Below are 15,911 nucleotides of genomic sequence, written 5' to 3'. Positions count from 1 at the left end.
TTGATCCACATCGGATGGGGTGATGGGTGAGCTGCGGCATATCAGCTTAAGAGTTTTTAATCCTTGCTACTCACCGACTCTAAGAAATAGAAAATCTTTTAAATCTCTTTGTTTTTATTTTTAGAAAGTTGGGCGAGATGATCGACCGCAGTGTCATGAGGGTTTTGAACGGCGAGACGTTGAACCCTCCTCCGATTTGGCTTATGAGACAGGCTGGTCGATACCTTCCGGAGTACAGAGAAACGCGCAAGGTCGCAGGAAGTTTCTTGGATCTCTGTTACAATCCGGATCTTGCAACCGAAGTCACGCTTCAGCCAATCCGTCGTTTCGGTCTGGATGCCGCAATCCTCTTTTCCGATATCCTGGTCATCCCGGATGCTTTGAAACGGAATGTCTTCTTCTCCGAAGGCAAGGGACCGCAGATGGACCCGATCAATGCCTCCGAGATTGACGCCCTTGATCCGTCGAATGTCATCGACCACCTCGATCCTGTGTTCCAAACCGTGAGGAAGCTTCGCGCCGAATTGCCGCAACAGACGACGCTGCTCGGTTTTTGTGGAGCGCCATGGACGGTTGCGACCTACATGATTGCTGGCCACGGCACACCGGACCAGGCCCCTGCACGCCTCTTCGGCTACCAGCACCCGCAGGCGATGGAAAAGCTCTTGTCGTTCCTGGCGGAGGTCTCTGCGGATTATCTCGTCGCGCAGCTGGATGCCGGCGCGAACGCCGTGCAGATTTTCGATTCCTGGGCTGGGGTTCTAGGCGAGAAAGAGTTCGAAGAATACGCGGTGAAGCCAGTGGCTCGCATCATCCAGTCCGTGCGGGCGCGCCGTCCCGATGCCCGCATCATCGCGTTTGCCAAGGGCGCCGGCATTTTGCTGAAGGATTACCGCCACAAAACCGGTGCCGATGCGATTGGTCTCGACTGGAGTGTGCCGCTCTCCTTCGCCCGCGATCTGCAGAAGGAAGGCCCGGTCCAGGGGAATCTCGACCCGACGCTGATGATTGCCGGCGGCAAACCCCTGGTGGACGGCATCGACGCGATCCTACAGTCTCTTGGGAACGGCCCTTTAATTTTCAATCTCGGCCATGGCATCACGCCGCAGGCCGATCCTGAGAATGTCACGCGGCTGGTGGCACATGTGCGCTCTCATGGAGCTGCAAGATGAGCGAAGAGAGGCAGACGTCAACCACAGCCGGCCGCAAAACCTACGTTCGCGCAGGCGTGGCGCTCGCCGTCTTCGTCGGCTTCATCGCGCTGGTCCTGCACGTCGATCCTGCGGATGCCTATCTCTGGATCAAGGCGCTGCACATCATCGCGGTCATTTCCTGGATGGCGGGTCTGCTCTATCTGCCGCGGCTGTTCATCTACCACACGGATGCGCCGGTCGGCTCCGTACAGTCGGAAACCTTCAAGGTCATGGAGCAGCGGCTCATACGCTTGATCATGAACCCGGCAATGATGATCACTTGGGTGCTGGGGCTTTACCTTGCCTGGTCCGTTTACGGTTTCAGTGGCGGCTGGCTGCATGCCAAGATCGCGCTGGTCATTGCGCTGACTGTGACCCATGTCTATTTCAGCCGCAGCGCAAGAGCCTTCGGTCGCGACGAGAACAGGCGCCCTGCCCGTCACTGGCGGTTGATGAATGAGGTGCCCACGGTATTGATGATCGTAATAGTCATACTTGTGGTTGTGAAACCGTTCGGATAACTTATGATCACGATAAATTTCCCGGAATTGGTGCTTTGCTCTTGCGGCGGCGGGCATGAAACGCTATTTTCAGCCCACTCATCTCTCGGCATGTGAATTATTCAGATGGCTGCGGTTGCACCTCAGAAGCTGATTCGCGAACACGCCACTCCCCCACATATTGTTAAAGACGGTCTTTCTCTTCATGGCTGAAATGAAGCTACAGGAACTCAAAAGCAAATCTCCGACCGATTTGCTGACGTTTGCCGAATCCTTGGAAGTTGAAAATGCGAGCACCATGCGTAAGCAGGAGCTCATGTTCGCTATTCTCAAGATGCTGGCAAGCCAGGATGTCGAGATCATCGGGGAAGGCGTTGTCGAAGTTCTTCAGGATGGCTTCGGTTTTCTGCGCTCTGCAAACGCAAACTACCTGCCAGGCCCGGATGATATCTACATCTCACCCTCCCAGATCCGCCGTTTCTCGCTGAAGACTGGCGACACGGTCGAGGGGCCCATTCGCGGACCGAAGGAAGGCGAGCGCTATTTCGCTCTGCTGAAGGTCAACACGATCAATTTCGACGATCCTGAAAAGATCCGACATAAGGTTCACTTCGATAACCTGACGCCGCTCTATCCGAATGAGCGCTTCAAGATGGAACTTGATGTTCCAACATCGAAGGACCTCTCCGCGCGCGTCATCGATCTCGTCGCTCCGCTCGGCAAGGGCCAGCGCGGATTGATCGTTGCGCCGCCGAGAACCGGTAAGACAGTTCTTCTGCAGAACATTGCTCATTCGATCACGGCGAACCATCCGGAATGCTACCTCATCGTTCTCCTGATCGATGAGCGTCCAGAAGAAGTGACCGACATGCAGCGCTCGGTGAAGGGCGAAGTCGTGTCCTCGACCTTCGACGAGCCGGCAGTTCGCCACGTTCAGGTGGCCGAAATGGTCATCGAAAAGGCCAAGCGCCTGGTCGAGCATGGTCGTGACGTCGTCATTCTGCTCGACTCGATTACGCGCCTTGGCCGCGCCTACAACACGGTCGTCCCCTCCTCCGGTAAGGTTTTGACCGGTGGTGTCGACGCCAACGCTCTGCAGCGCCCCAAGCGCTTCTTCGGTGCCGCCCGTAACATCGAAGAAGGTGGTTCGCTGACGATCATCGCAACGGCTCTGATCGATACCGGCAGCCGCATGGATGAAGTCATCTTCGAAGAGTTCAAGGGCACCGGTAACTCGGAAATTGTGCTTGACCGCAAGGTTGCCGATAAGCGCATCTTCCCTGCCATGGATATCCTCAAGTCTGGTACGCGTAAGGAAGACTTGCTGGTTCCGCGTCAGGATCTCCAGAAGATTTTCGTGCTGCGACGCATCCTGGCACCGATGGGAACCACCGATGCCATCGAGTTCCTCATTGACAAGCTCAAGCAGACGAAGACCAATGGCGACTTCTTCGAGTCGATGAATACATAATCCGTTTAGCCGGATTCCGACTTGAAGCATTTTACAAGGTTTCCAATCCGCTCATACGCGTCAGGTTCTTGCGTTATCGGAAAACCGCTGCACAGTTTTCTGCGGACCATGCTTTCGACCTTCGGCTGCGCTCCTTAAACAGAGCGCGGCCATTTTCATTAGAGCGGGTTCGATCACCTCGATTGCCGCCTCGCTTCAGCCCTTCGTTTGTAGCGTGCGTCCTTAAAACCGCTAAACAGGTCGCATGACGAGCTTTGGAAAAGTTTCATGCCGCAGTCCAGCGATACGATCTATGCCCTCTCCAGTGGCTCTCTACCGGCCGGCGTCGCCGTTATCCGGATCAGCGGACCCAACGCGATTGAGGCGCTTCGAAGTCTCATAGGCGATCACGTTCCAGCACCCCGTAACGCAGCTCTCAAAACGATTCGTGACCGAAACAGCGACATCATTGATCAGGCCCTCGTGCTCCAATTTCCAGCGCCGAACTCTTTCACGGGCGAAGATTGCGTCGAACTCCAGGTCCATGGAAGTCGAGCGGTGGTGTCGGCGATCTTCAATCTCCTTGACCAACGGCAGGGTGTGCGTCAGGCAGAAGCAGGAGAATTCTCCCGCCGGGCATTCGACAATGGCAAGATGGATCTCGTGGAAGCTGAAGGCCTTGCGGACCTTTTGCAGGCTGAGACAGAAATGCAGCGGCGCTTGGCCGTGGAGCAGAGCAGCGGTCATCTCTCCGGCCTCTATGACGGCTGGGCGTCGCAGCTCACCCGCTGCCGGGCATTGATCGAAGCGGAACTCGATTTCGCCGATGAGGACGATGTGCCGGATTCGGTAGCCGTTCAGGTGTGGGCTAAGGTTGGGGAGCTCGAGAAAGACCTCGCAAGCCACTTGGCGCATGGATCAGGCTCTGAAATCATCCGAGATGGTTTTAAAGTTGCCTTGGTGGGTGCGCCGAATGTCGGCAAGTCCAGTCTGATGAATGCGCTGAGCGGGCGTGATGTGGCGATTGTCACCGATGTCGCGGGTACCACACGAGACGTTCTCAGCGTTGATCTCGATATCAATGGGTATCTTGTGACGCTCTTTGACACGGCGGGGCTGCGTGATGCGACGGATGTGGTCGAGAGGGAAGGTATTCGACGGGCACAGATGACGGCGCAGTCCGTTGATTTGGTTCTACACCTCCACGATATCGATTCGCCCCCGCAACAATTGGAGATACAGAATAACTTCGAGGCAATTTCGGTGATCACGAAGGCGGACCTTCTTCCGCAATCGGCCAACATAGAAGACGGGATTCTCATCTCTGCAAAGACGGGCTACGGCCTGGAGTCGCTAAAGGCCGCCATCAGCGACCGGATCAAGCAGCGAGTTGGAGCCGCTACCACCCTCATACCCGCACGCTCGCGACACAAAAAACGACTTGAAGAGACGCTGGAGTATGTTAGGGAAGCGCTGAAATCAGAAGGTATGGAATTGGCGATCCGTTCCGAATATCTTCGTCTTGCCGCTACGTCGCTAGGACGGATCACCGGCAGGGTTGACGTCGAAGATTTGCTTGGCGTCATATTTTCCGAATTTTGCATCGGTAAATGATTCACGTGAAACAATGGGTGTGACACACTCGGTTCAAGGCTGGAAGTTCGATGGTTTATGATGTCGTTGTCATCGGTGGTGGCCATGCAGGCAGCGAAGCAGCGGCGTCAGCTGCGCGTTACGGCGCACGCACCGCGCTCCTTACCCATAAGCGTGAGACGATCGGCGTCATGTCCTGTAATCCTGCAATCGGCGGGTTGGGCAAAGGCCATCTCGTGCGAGAGATCGACGCACTTGATGGTCTGATGGGCCGCGTGGCCGACGCTGGCGGCATCCAGTTCCGGATGCTGAACCGCAAGAAAGGGCCTGCTGTCCGTGGGCCAAGAACGCAAGCCGATCGCCGCCTTTACCGCGAAGCGATGCAAAGAGAAATTTCCGACATCGTAAACCTCGACATTATCGAGGGAGACGCTTTCGATATCGATATCATAAATGGTGAGATCACAGCGGTTGTTCTAGCAGACGGTCGTCATGTCGCTTGCCGTGCCGTCGTCCTTACAACCGGTACATTCCTTCGCGGTCTCATTCATATCGGTTCCGAAAAGATTCCAGCGGGCCGTGTTGGTGAAAACCCCTCGATGGGACTTTCTGAAACCCTTCTACGCGCGGGTCTTACGCTCGGACGGCTCAAGACGGGTACCCCTGCCCGGCTCGACGGTCGAACGATCGATTGGGCTGGCCTGGACAAGCAAGGTCCGGACGAGGATCCCGTCCCCTTTTCGTTCATGACGGATCGCATCACCAATCCTCAGATTGATTGTGGCGTAACGCGCACGACGCCTGAGAGCCATAAGATCATTCATGATAATATTCACCTCTCAGCTATGTATTCCGGTCAGATCGAGGGTGTGGGTCCGCGATATTGTCCGTCGATTGAGGATAAGATCGTTCGCTTCGGAGAGCGCGATGGACATCAAATCTTCTTGGAGCCGGAAGGTCTTGACGATCACACCGTCTACCCGAATGGCATATCCACGTCGCTGCCGGCGCATGTGCAGGAGGCTTTCATTCATTCCATTCCGGGGCTTGAGACCGTAAATATTCTCCAGCCTGGCTACGCGATAGAATATGATTATGTCGACCCAAGAGAACTCAAGCCCTCTCTCGAGTGCCGGAAGATTCCTGGCCTGTTTCTAGCCGGTCAGATCAACGGAACGACAGGCTACGAGGAAGCCGGCGCTCAGGGGCTAGTTGCCGGTCTTAACGCGGCGCGCCTGGCTGCTGGAGTCAATGCGCATATTTTTAGTCGGACCGATTCCTATATCGGGGTCATGATCGATGACCTGACGTCCAAGGGCGTGACCGAGCCCTACCGCATGTTCACCTCGCGCGCTGAGTATCGACTCTCGCTGCGTGTCGATAATGCCGATCTCAGATTGACGCCTCTCGGGCTGAAAACGGGGATCGTCGGATCGGAGCGCGGGAGGAAGTTCTCTGAGTATCTCGATGCGCTCGATCATGGCAGGTCGTTGCTTAAGGACCTTGCGATCACCCCAACTCAAGCAGCAAAGCAAGGGCTTAAGCTCAATCAGGATGGCCAGCGTCGCAGTGCTTACGAGTTGCTTGCGTACCCCGACATGTCGCTTGAAGCCTTGAAACCAATTTGGCCAGTTCTGGGTGAACTTGCTCCGCGCGTTGCCGAAGTTCTGGAGATTGAGGCAAGTTACGCGGTTTATATGCAGCGCCAAAGCGCTGATATTATCGACATCAAGCGCGACGAAGACCGACAGATACCAGAAGATTTCGATTTCGGCAGCTTGTCCGGCCTTTCCAACGAACTGAAGCAGAAGCTTCTCGCAGCGAAGCCAATCAACATCGCCCAGGCCGGGCGAGTCGATGGAATGACGCCTGCGGCGATCTCACTGATCCTTGCTTTGGTGAAAAAAGGGACTTATACGCGAACAGAGAAAACCCGCATACATCCCTGACGAGTCCCATTATGACGTTAAACGGCCAAAGTGTTTCACGTGAAACACAGGAGCGGCTCGAACATTTCGTTGAGCTTTTCAAGAAGTGGAACGCGACGACTAATCTCGTTGCTCCTTCAACGTTGAAAGACCTGTGGTCTCGGCACGTTGCTGATAGTGCCCAAATCTTCCAATTGGCGCCTAAGCCTCAAACCTGGGTCGATCTTGGCAGCGGCGGTGGATTTCCAGGTGTGATCACCGCAATTTTTCTTGCGGAGCATCAAGATGGCTGGGTGCATCTTGTCGAAAGCAATCACAAGAAGGCTGCCTTTCTGCGTGTCGCTTTGTCTGAAACGGGTGCTCGCGGGACAGTTCACCCCCTCCGGATTGAATCAGCACCGGAGGACATTGGTCTATGTGATGCCGTATCGGCACGCGCTCTCGCAGACTTGGACCTTCTCCTTTCTTATATCCATCCTTGGGCTCAGAAAAACGATCTTCTAAAAGCCTATCTCAATAAAGGCCGGGATTATGAGGCCGAGGTGACGAAAGCCCGTGGTCGATGGTCGTTTGATCTGCTAAAACATCGAAGTGCAGTCGATGAAGACTCGGTCGTTCTCGAGATTCACAACTTGTCGACAAAGCGCTGATTTTTGAAAGCCAGGTGCTTCACCATGTCTGATAAGAACCGGATCATTACGATAGCAAACCAGAAGGGTGGTGTGGGTAAGACCACCACCGCGATCAATCTGGCAACCGCACTTGCCGCCATTGGCGAGCGTGTTCTGGTGGTGGATCTCGATCCGCAGGGCAATGCCAGCACCGGTCTTGGTATTGATCGCAGAGAGAGAAAGCTATCGTCCTACGACCTGCTCGTCGGTGCAAACAGCGTCGCTGAAGTGGCCGTGCGAACCGCCGTTCCAAACCTCGATATTATTCCGTCGACGATGGATCTTCTTGGCTTCGAAATGGAAGTTGCGAATGCGGCGAACCGCGTTTTCCTGCTTCGTAATGCGTTGCGTAGCCCGGACGCGATGGCTTATTCCTACATTTTGCTGGACTGCCCCCCGTCTTTCAATCTGCTGACTATGAACGCCATGGCGACCGCCCATTCGGTGCTAGTGCCGCTGCAATGCGAGTTTTTTGCACTCGAAGGCCTTAGCCAGCTGCTCGACACGGTCAACCAGATTCGCGGTACTGTGAACCCTGGTCTCGATATCCAAGGTATCGTGCTGACGATGTTCGATGCGCGCAACAATCTTGCGCAGCAGGTCGTCAACGACGTTCGCACTCATCTCGGTGACAAGGTTTACCATACGCTCATTCCGCGAAATGTTCGTGTGTCGGAAGCGCCATCCTATGGTAAGCCAGCCATCCTGTATGATTTGAAGTGCGCCGGCAGCCAGGCCTATTTGCAGCTCGCCTCAGAGGTTATTCAGAGAGAACGGCTGCGCAGGGCTGCCTGAGGCGCTACTGAACTGCAAGATTGATATGGAGTATAGTATGAGTGATGATCTCTCCAAGCGCCGCCTTGGTCGCGGTCTTGCAGCCTTGATCGGCGAGATGGATCAGCCCTTGCCTGTGGGCGAGCCTCAGCGGGCAATCAGTGCCGACCGAACGGTGCCGATCGAGTTTATCGCTCGCAGCCCACGCAATCCGCGTCGTCATTTTGATGAAAGCGAACTCCAGGATCTCGCAGCCTCCATTCGGCAGCACGGGATCGTGCAGCCTGTCGTGGTGCGCACAGTCGAGCAGAACCGCTTTGAAATTATTGCCGGCGAACGTCGTTGGCGCGCAGCGCAGCTCGCCGGCTTTACCGAAGTTCCGGTTATCGTCCGTGATGTCGATGATCGCACTGCGCTCGAACTCGCGATTGTCGAGAACGTTCAGCGTTCCGATCTCAATCCACTCGAAGAAGCGCTGGGCTATGAGCAGCTGATTGCCGAGCATGGTTATACGCAAAACGATCTTGGCGAGATTATCGGCAAAAGCCGTAGCCATGTAGCCAACAGCCTGCGCCTGTTAAAGCTGCCTGATCCTGTCCGCGACATGCTGTCGGAAGGCTCTCTTTCGGCCGGCCACGCAAGGGCTCTCGTATCCACGTCTGATCCGACAACGCTGGCAAAGACGATCGTGTCAAAAGGCCTTTCGGTGCGCGATGCCGAGCGCATTGCCCAGAATGATATCCGATCCCAGCTCGATCCCGTGCATGCGCGCAAGCCGGAGAAAGATTCCGACACGGTCGCGCTGGAGCGGACGCTGTCGGACGCCCTTGGCCTCGACGTAGCGATCAGCCACAAGGGCAATGGTGGACAGGTGCGGATCAACTACAAGACGCTTGAGCAGCTCGAAGCCGTTTGCCGTCTTCTGGAGCAGCGTGGTTAACGACGTAGCGCTACTCCCTAAGCTATTGATATTTATTATTTTTCTATAGGTCGCCTTCATTGGGCGACTTACTTATACGCCAATGAGGGGTGGCTGAGTGTATCAGCACGCCAGATCCTACCTCCAGGCCAGTGATGAGCGTCAATGCCGGTCCTCCCCGGTCCCATTGAACCGATATGACTCGGCTTAAACGCCTTGGCTCGAGGAACTCCCTCGTACAGCGATATGCGTCGGGCCCTCTCTTGTGCGTTTCCAAACAGCGAATGCAAGGGGCCCTGTGCCCAAAGAAAGGGCGACGCATTAGCCTGAAACAGTGTAGCGCAGGCTACGCTTCGATATCGCACATCCGTATCGGTCAACGAATGCTATGCCGTGTCTGCTGTTACGGCGGTATCTGACGAGAGGCGGCTCTTTCGAAAACAACGTCTCAGAAATCGATCGCGCGGCCATTGATCTCGTAATCGCCAAAGCGGACCGGTTCGGCGCCGCCGCGGCCACCGGTCTCAGGTGGAAGCTTGAGCTGCTCTGCGTTGCGGCGCCGTTCTTCCGCTTCCTTCAATGCGCGTTGGGCTGCAGGCGAGAGGACTTTGCTGTTCGTGTTCGCATTATCGTTATCGGCGTTCTGCATGGGCTGCACCCTCGTCACGGCATATTGAAAAGCAATTCCTCATAACCAGATTATAGAAAACTGTCCGCTTTGATAAGTCTTTGCGGGTCTTTTCATCGCTTTTGACGGAGATGCTGGATGAATCTGATGCGTACGGCCATGCTATTGGCCTTCATGACGGCCCTGTTCATGGGCGTCGGATTTTTGATCGGCGGCAAGGGCGGCATGATGATCGCCCTGGTGATTGCGGCGGGGATGAACCTGTTCTCCTATTGGAACTCTGACAAGATGGTGCTCTCCGCCTATCGCGCCCAGGAAGTGGATGAGCGCAATGCGCCGGAGCTCTTTCACATGATCCGGGATTTGTCCCAGAATGCCGGACTGCCAATGCCGAGGGTCTATGTCTATGACAACCCCCAGCCGAATGCATTTGCGACGGGTCGCAATCCGGAGAATGCAGCGGTGGCTGCGTCCACCGGGCTTATGGAAATGCTGACGCCGCAGGAAGTCGCCGGCGTCATGGCGCATGAGCTGGCGCATATCCAGAACCGCGATACGTTGACGATGACGATCACCGCAACGCTTGCCGGTGCCATCTCCATGCTGGGCAACTTTGCCTTCTTCTTCGGCGGCAATCGGGAGAACAACCATCCGCTCGGCTTCATCGGCGTTCTGCTTGCGATGATCGTTGCGCCTCTCGCCGCCATGCTGGTGCAAATGGCGATCAGCCGCACGCGAGAATACTCTGCCGACCGTCGTGGCGCGGAGATCTGCGACAATCCGCTGTGGCTTGCCTCCGCCCTGCAGAAGATTGCCGGTGCTGCTCAGCACATCCATAACAATGATGCAGAGCGCAATCCGGCGACGGCGCACATGTTCATCATCAATCCCTTGTCTGGGGAGCGGATGGACAATCTGTTCTCCACGCACCCCAATACGGAAAACCGTATCGCGGCGCTTCATGAGATGTCGCAAGGCTTCGGCCAACCATCGACGTATGAGCCAACAAGTGCTAAGGCCGTGCGCAAATCACGCTCTGTCCCGACGACTGGTCCCGGGCGTGGCACTGACACGTCTCACAAAGGTCCCTGGTCTTGACATCACCCAACGCCCCTGCCCGGCCAAAATTCAAAAAGACAAAGCCAGCGTCTTCGGATGCTGGCGGGCCAGGCGGGGAATGGAAACCGGGCCTTTCCGCCCGCATGGCGGCGGCTAAGATCATCTCCGCCGTTATCGACAAGAAGACGTCACTCGATGGAATGATGGATGCCGAGCACGGAAACCCGGCCTATCGTTCTCTCAATCTCGCCGATCGGGCACTGGTGCGAGCCATCGTCAACAGTGCGCTCCGTCACCTGCCAAGGATTGAAACCGCCATCTCGATGATGTTGGACGGACCGCTGCCACAAGGCGCGCGATCCCTGCATCATGTTCTGGTCGTTGCGGTCGCGCAGATGCTCTATCTTGACGTCCCTGATCACTCCGCCGTCGATCTGGCCGTGGAACAGGCGCACCGCGATCCACGCAACAAGCGCTTCGTCAAGTTGGTGAATGCTGTCTTGCGCCGGCTCGGTCGCGAAAAGGGTGCGGTCACGGCTGCTATCGAGGCCGTGCCGGTTCTTCCGGACTGGTTCTACAACAGGCTGGTGAAATCCTACGGTGAGGAGGCCGCCTCGCGCATCGCCGCCTCGCAGCTTCTTCCCTCATCGATCGACGTGACGGTGAAGTCTGATCCGGACCATTGGGCCAAGGAACTGAATGGAACCGTGTTGCCCAATGGCAGTGTGCGTCTGGGTTCTTTCGAAGGACAGGTTTCAGCGCTTCCCGGTTTCGCCGAAGGGGAATGGTGGGTTCAGGACTTTTCGGCCAGCATGCCCGTGCGCCTTATGGGAGATTTGAAGGGTAAGCGCGTTGCCGATCTCTGCGCGGCACCCGGCGGCAAGACCGCCCAGCTTGTCTTGGCTGGCGCCAAGGTGACGGCACTCGATCAGTCCAGCAACCGCCTGAAGCGACTGCGCTCAAACCTCGAGCGACTTGGATTCGAAGCCGAAACGATCGAAGCCAACATGCTCAAATATCAACCGGACGAACTGTTCGATACCGTCCTTCTCGATGCGCCGTGTTCCTCCACCGGCACGATGCGCAAGCATCCCGATGTCAGCTGGACGAAGGACGAGAAGGACATCGCCAAACTGGCCACTCTCCAAGAGCAGATGCTGCGTCAGGCGCTGACCCTCGTCAAAGATGGCGGGATGATCGTCTTCTCCAACTGCTCCCTCGATCCTTCAGAGGGAGAGGAGATGGTGGCGCGTGTCTTGGCATCCGACAGCAACCTCGAACGTGTTCCCGTCGACGCGAAAGATCTGCCGGGTATGGAGATTGCCATCAACGCCAACGGCGATCTGCGCACGACGCCTGACATGTTCGGCGGTGTTGATGGCTTCTACGCGACGGTTCTGCGTAAACGTTCGCCCGCCTGAGGCACTAACGCATGTCGCGCAAAGTGCGCGGAGGTCTGGCTATAACGACAGGCGACAAGGCCCTAAAGCCCAAGAGCGAGTCTGAAAGATCGCGACGGGCTTTCGAAGCGTCTCATCAGCCCCCTCTGATGTTTTTTCCAGCCTCCTGATGAAGGAATGGGCGTGCGATCTGCGCTTCGAGCTCCATTCGTTTACAAAATATGAAGTTTTTTGTGAAATTTTATCGCTCTTCTTCAATAACGCTTTATATGCGTCGTCCCTAAAGCTAACTCCGCGAGGCAGGATTACAGACGTTTGGCGAGCTCCCTGAACAATCGCGTCAGCCTTGCGGGTTACTTCCTCCGCACGGTCAAGCGCCACGTCATGATTGCGGTCGCACCCTTGCGACTACAATTGTGGCGGCTCTCCAGCAGAGCTCCAAGCGCGCTTGTGGCAGCGCCAACGGATCTGCGCGCGGTCGATCCTTATGTCGCGCAGGAGCTTGTGCAGGGGCGGCTGTTCCTGGCGGGAAAGATCTTGGAAACCGGGGGCGTTTCCCCCTTTTTGCTGGACCCACCCTCTTCTGCATTTGAAGAGCGGCTGCATGCATTCGGCTGGCTGCGCCATGTCCGCGCCAGCAGATCGGAAGAGGCTGGAAACCGCGCCCGCCTGCATGTTGCCGAATGGATGAGCCTGCATGGGCGAACGATCCGTGGCACAGCATGGTCACCTGAACTTTCAGCACAGAGATTAACCTCCTGGCTATCCCACTCGCCGGTCATCCTGCAGAAGGCGGATGCCAATTTCTACCGGCGTTTTCTAAGATGCATCGGCCTGCATGTCGGCTATCTCGGTCTCATTGCCAAATATGTGCCGGATGGTGAAGTTCGTCTGAAAGTCCGTATCGCGCTTGCCATGGCGTCCATCTCCATGCCGAACAGCGCGTCAAAGATCGCCCGGCAGGGAAGAAAGCTCGACCAGGAGATGGAGCGGCAAATCCTGCCCGATGGTGGGCATGTCTCGCGCAATCCGCGCGTCATGCTGGAGCTGTTGCTGGATCTCCTGCCGCTTCGTCAAAGTTACATCAATCTCGGTCATGACGTGCCGGCGGGGCTTGTGCCTGCCATCGACCGCATGTTCCCTGCGATCCGCTTCTTCCGTCACCAGGATGGCGATCTGGCCTTGTTCAACGGCACCACGGCAACGCTTGCCAACGAGCTTGCATCCGTTCTGCGCTATGATGAGACGTCCGGACGTCCGTCGCGCTCGCTCCCTGATATTTCCTATCATCGGCTCGCCGTCGGCGATACGATCCTCATCGTCGATACGGGCAAGCCTGCCTCCATCGAATTGTCGCGCAGCGCCCATTGTGGCTGCTTGTCCTTTGAGCTCTCTTCGGGCCGTTACCGCTTCATCGTCAATTCCGGCTTTCCGCAATATGCCTCAGCCGCCTTCAAGCGGGTAAGCCGCACCACCGCCGCCCATTCCACGCTCACCATCGCCGATCGCTCATCGGCCCGGATTTCGCATTCCCGTTTCCTCGGCCCCGTTATCGTCTCCGGCATCAGCGAGACGGAGGTAGACCGCCGGATTGATGAGAAGCGCGCGGATATCCTGACCGCTTCTCATGATGGTTATGGAAGCCTCGGTTACGTGCACCAGCGCGAGTTGGAGTTGAACGAAGCGGGAACCAAGATCAGGGGCCGAGACTGGATCAAGGTCGATGAGAAGCGTCAACCGGAGCCAGCCGAGGCCGTTTGCCGTTTTCATGTTCATCCGTTGATCGAGCTGTCGCAGGAAGACGAGGAAACGGTGCTTATGCAGGCACCGGATGGCACCGCTTGGGCCTTTTCAGCGCCCGCACGCCAAGTCACGATTGCCGAAGACGTGTTCATGGCAGATGTATCCGGCATCCGGCCGTCGCTGCAGATCGAAGTCGCCTTTGAGCTTCCGGCAACCACGGAAATCCGCTGGCTTCTCGAACAGAGAAGCTGATCGCTCTTTGAAGGTTGTGCTGCCGATAAAGCGGCACGCTCTGTTTATTAATCTGCCAAGCTGTGCTAACGCGGCGACAACCGCCGGGGTGCGCTTTCTCCGGCTCATCCTCCACCGTTTACGGAGTTACCACGATGGCCGTCGTTTCCAAGAAAATCCCTGCACCCGACAAAGTTCGTATCCGCACCGCGCTTCTGTCCGTCTCCGACAAGACTGACATTATCGAGCTTGCGGGTGCGCTGGTGAAGCTCGGCGTAAAACTTCTGTCGACCGGCGGCACATCGAAGGCGATTGCCGACGCGGGACTTCCGGTGACGGACGTCTCCGACATCACCAAGTTTCCGGAAATCATGGATGGCCGGGTTAAAACCCTGCACCCCAATGTTCATGGCGGGCTTCTTGCCATTCGTGACGATGCCGAACACCAAGAGGCGATGCGCGCTCACGGCATCGAAGCCATCGATCTTTCGGTCATCAATCTTTACCCGTTCGAAGAGGTTCGCGCCAAGGGCGGTGACTATCCGACGACGGTTGAGAACATCGATATTGGCGGTCCGGCGATGATCCGCGCTTCGGCCAAGAACCATGCCTATGTGACCGTGGTCACCGATCCGACTGACTACCCGGAACTGCTGGAAGCGTTGCAGGCCGATGACGGACAGACATCCTACGCTCTGCGCCAGCGCTTTGCCGCGAAGGCCTATGCACGTACCGCGGCCTACGACGCCGTCATCTCCAACTGGTTCGCAGAAGCTCTCGCAATAGAGACGCCGCATTACCGCGCCATCGGCGGCACGCTGAAGGAAAAGATGCGCTATGGCGAAAACCCGCACCAGAGCGCTGGCTTCTATCTGACAGGCGAGAAGCGCCCGGGCGTTGCGACAGCCACGCTGCTGCAGGGCAAGCAGCTTTCCTACAACAACATCAACGACACGGATGCGGCCTATGAACTGGTCGCCGAGTTCCTGCCTGAGAATGCGCCGGCCGTTGCCATCATCAAGCATGCCAACCCGTGCGGTGTCGCAACGGGTGCCACATTGCTGGAGGCTTACAAGCGCGCCCTTGCCTGCGATCCCGTCTCTGCCTTTGGCGGTGTCATCGCCCTGAACCAGACGCTGGACGCGGAAACGGCAGAAGAGATCATCCAGCTTTTCACCGAAGTCATCATCGCGCCGGACGTTACGGAAGAGGCAAAGGCGATCGTTGCGCGCAAGCCCAACCTCCGTCTTCTCTCCGCCGGTGGTCTGCCTGACCCACGCGCGGCTGGCATCACTGCCAAGACGGTGTCGGGTGGCCTACTGGTCCAGAGCCGTGACAATGGCATGGTGGAAGACCTCGATCTGAAGGTCGTCACCAAGCGTGCACCGACGGCGCAGGAACTCGAAGACATGAAGTTTGCCTTCAAGATTGCCAAGCACGTGAAGTCGAATGCCGTGATCTATGCCAAGGACGGACAGACGGCCGGTATCGGCGCTGGTCAGATGAGCCGCGTGGACTCCGCTCGCATCGCTGCGCAGAAGGCAGAAGATGCTGCCAAGGCCATGGGCGTAGTAGAGCCTCTCACCAAGGGCTCGGCCGTTGCGTCGGAAGCCTTTTATCCCTTTGCCGATGGCCTTCTGGCCGCTATTGCCGCTGGTGCAACGGCTGTTATCCAGCCTGGTGGCTCCATGCGCGACCAAGAAGTAATCGACGCAGCCGATGCCCATAATGTGACGATGGTCTTCACCGGCATGCGCCACTTCCGCCACTAAAAAATATCGCGAAAAAAGCAGAAGGCCCGGAGAGCGATCCCCGGGCCTAA

At 56.8% G+C, this 15,911-nt stretch carries 13 protein-coding genes; 12 read left to right on the top strand and 1 reads right to left on the bottom strand.

All coding sequences use genetic code 11. From position 1 onward, the window contains the following. Positions 1–137 precede the first annotated feature (137 nt). The 8 genes from hemE (at position 138) to PVA19_RS16930 (ending at position 9,049) form a co-directional block, all read left to right on the top strand. Positions 138–1,172, top strand: coding sequence for a uroporphyrinogen decarboxylase (hemE, locus tag PVA19_RS16965; RefSeq protein ID WP_274103546.1), 1,035 nt, complete (start codon positions 138–140; stop codon positions 1,170–1,172). Next, entirely contained in the window at positions 1,169–1,714 is a 546-nt protein-coding gene (hemJ, locus tag PVA19_RS16960; RefSeq protein WP_274103545.1) for a protoporphyrinogen oxidase HemJ, read from the top strand. The genes hemE and hemJ overlap by 4 nt, the downstream gene beginning before the upstream one ends. Before the next feature lie 184 nt (positions 1,715–1,898). Beyond that, positions 1,899–3,164: a transcription termination factor Rho gene (gene rho, locus PVA19_RS16955; RefSeq protein ID WP_111848702.1), complete on the top strand. Its 1,266-nt coding sequence runs from the start codon at positions 1,899–1,901 to the stop codon at positions 3,162–3,164. A 267-nt stretch (positions 3,165–3,431) separates the two neighbouring features. Then, positions 3,432–4,757 carry a tRNA uridine-5-carboxymethylaminomethyl(34) synthesis GTPase MnmE gene (gene mnmE, locus PVA19_RS16950; RefSeq protein ID WP_274103544.1) on the top strand — a complete coding sequence of 442 codons (1,326 nt, stop codon included), beginning with the start codon at positions 3,432–3,434 and terminating at the stop codon, positions 4,755–4,757. Positions 4,758–4,807: 50 nt separating this feature from the next. Next, a complete protein-coding gene (mnmG, locus tag PVA19_RS16945) occupies positions 4,808–6,685 on the top strand; it encodes a tRNA uridine-5-carboxymethylaminomethyl(34) synthesis enzyme MnmG (RefSeq protein ID WP_274103543.1) in 1,878 nt (625 codons plus the stop codon). 11 nt (positions 6,686–6,696) lie between these two features. Next, complete coding sequence (gene rsmG / locus PVA19_RS16940; RefSeq protein WP_274103542.1) at positions 6,697–7,314, top strand: 16S rRNA (guanine(527)-N(7))-methyltransferase RsmG; 618 nt, start codon at positions 6,697–6,699, stop codon at positions 7,312–7,314. A gap of 24 nt (positions 7,315–7,338) precedes the next feature. Next, positions 7,339–8,130, top strand: coding sequence for a ParA family protein (locus PVA19_RS16935; RefSeq protein WP_274103541.1), 792 nt, complete (start codon positions 7,339–7,341; stop codon positions 8,128–8,130). Positions 8,131–8,167: 37 nt separating this feature from the next. Beyond that, positions 8,168–9,049 (top strand): ParB/RepB/Spo0J family partition protein, encoded by an 882-nt coding sequence (locus PVA19_RS16930; RefSeq protein WP_062424700.1) that lies wholly within the window; start codon positions 8,168–8,170, stop codon positions 9,047–9,049. Positions 9,050–9,476: 427 nt separating this feature from the next. Here PVA19_RS16930 and PVA19_RS16925 read toward each other — a convergent pair whose 3' ends face one another. Further along, positions 9,477–9,677: a DUF1674 domain-containing protein gene (locus tag PVA19_RS16925; RefSeq protein ID WP_112519321.1), complete on the bottom strand. Its 201-nt coding sequence runs from the start codon at positions 9,675–9,677 to the stop codon at positions 9,477–9,479. A gap of 117 nt (positions 9,678–9,794) precedes the next feature. On the opposite strand from PVA19_RS16925, the gene htpX reads away from it, so the two are divergent. The 4 genes from htpX (at position 9,795) to purH (ending at position 15,861) form a co-directional block, all read left to right on the top strand. Next, positions 9,795–10,754 (top strand): zinc metalloprotease HtpX, encoded by a 960-nt coding sequence (htpX, locus tag PVA19_RS16920; RefSeq protein ID WP_274103540.1) that lies wholly within the window; start codon positions 9,795–9,797, stop codon positions 10,752–10,754. Continuing rightward, the gene (locus PVA19_RS16915) at positions 10,751–12,136 is read left to right on the top strand and encodes an RsmB/NOP family class I SAM-dependent RNA methyltransferase (protein WP_274103539.1); all 1,386 of its coding nucleotides are present in this window, start codon (positions 10,751–10,753) and stop codon (positions 12,134–12,136) included. Before htpX ends, PVA19_RS16915 begins: the two co-directional genes overlap by 4 nt. Before the next feature lie 294 nt (positions 12,137–12,430). Continuing rightward, the gene (locus tag PVA19_RS16910) at positions 12,431–14,110 is read left to right on the top strand and encodes a heparinase II/III family protein (protein WP_440599357.1); all 1,680 of its coding nucleotides are present in this window, start codon (positions 12,431–12,433) and stop codon (positions 14,108–14,110) included. Between the two features lie 134 nt (positions 14,111–14,244). Then, on the top strand, positions 14,245–15,861 hold the full coding sequence (gene purH / locus PVA19_RS16905; protein ID WP_274103538.1) for a bifunctional phosphoribosylaminoimidazolecarboxamide formyltransferase/IMP cyclohydrolase: 1,617 nt from the start codon (positions 14,245–14,247) through the stop codon (positions 15,859–15,861). Positions 15,862–15,911 lie beyond the last annotated feature (50 nt).

Source organism: Agrobacterium sp. CNPSo 3708 (assembly GCF_028674915.1).
Taxonomy (GTDB): Bacteria; Pseudomonadota; Alphaproteobacteria; order Rhizobiales; family Rhizobiaceae; genus Agrobacterium; species Agrobacterium cavarae.
This window is presented reverse-complemented; position numbering and strand designations above follow the sequence as displayed.

Bases quoted from the DNA above. Each gene is read 5' to 3' on its own strand.
- hemE (WP_274103546.1), top strand. From the start codon at position 138: ATGATCGACCGCAGTGTCATGAGGGTTTTGAACGGCGAGACGTTGAAC.
- hemJ (WP_274103545.1), top strand. From the start codon at position 1,169: ATGAGCGAAGAGAGGCAGACGTCAACCACAGCCGGCCGCAAAACCTAC.
- rho (WP_111848702.1), top strand. From the start codon at position 1,899: ATGGCTGAAATGAAGCTACAGGAACTCAAAAGCAAATCTCCGACCGAT.
- mnmE (WP_274103544.1), top strand. From the start codon at position 3,432: ATGCCGCAGTCCAGCGATACGATCTATGCCCTCTCCAGTGGCTCTCTA.
- mnmG (WP_274103543.1), top strand. From the start codon at position 4,808: ATGGTTTATGATGTCGTTGTCATCGGTGGTGGCCATGCAGGCAGCGAA.
- rsmG (WP_274103542.1), top strand. From the start codon at position 6,697: ATGACGTTAAACGGCCAAAGTGTTTCACGTGAAACACAGGAGCGGCTC.
- PVA19_RS16935 (WP_274103541.1), top strand. From the start codon at position 7,339: ATGTCTGATAAGAACCGGATCATTACGATAGCAAACCAGAAGGGTGGT.
- PVA19_RS16930 (WP_062424700.1), top strand. From the start codon at position 8,168: ATGAGTGATGATCTCTCCAAGCGCCGCCTTGGTCGCGGTCTTGCAGCC.
- PVA19_RS16925 (WP_112519321.1), bottom strand. From the start codon at position 9,677: ATGCAGAACGCCGATAACGATAATGCGAACACGAACAGCAAAGTCCTC.
- htpX (WP_274103540.1), top strand. From the start codon at position 9,795: ATGAATCTGATGCGTACGGCCATGCTATTGGCCTTCATGACGGCCCTG.
- purH (WP_274103538.1), top strand. From the start codon at position 14,245: ATGGCCGTCGTTTCCAAGAAAATCCCTGCACCCGACAAAGTTCGTATC.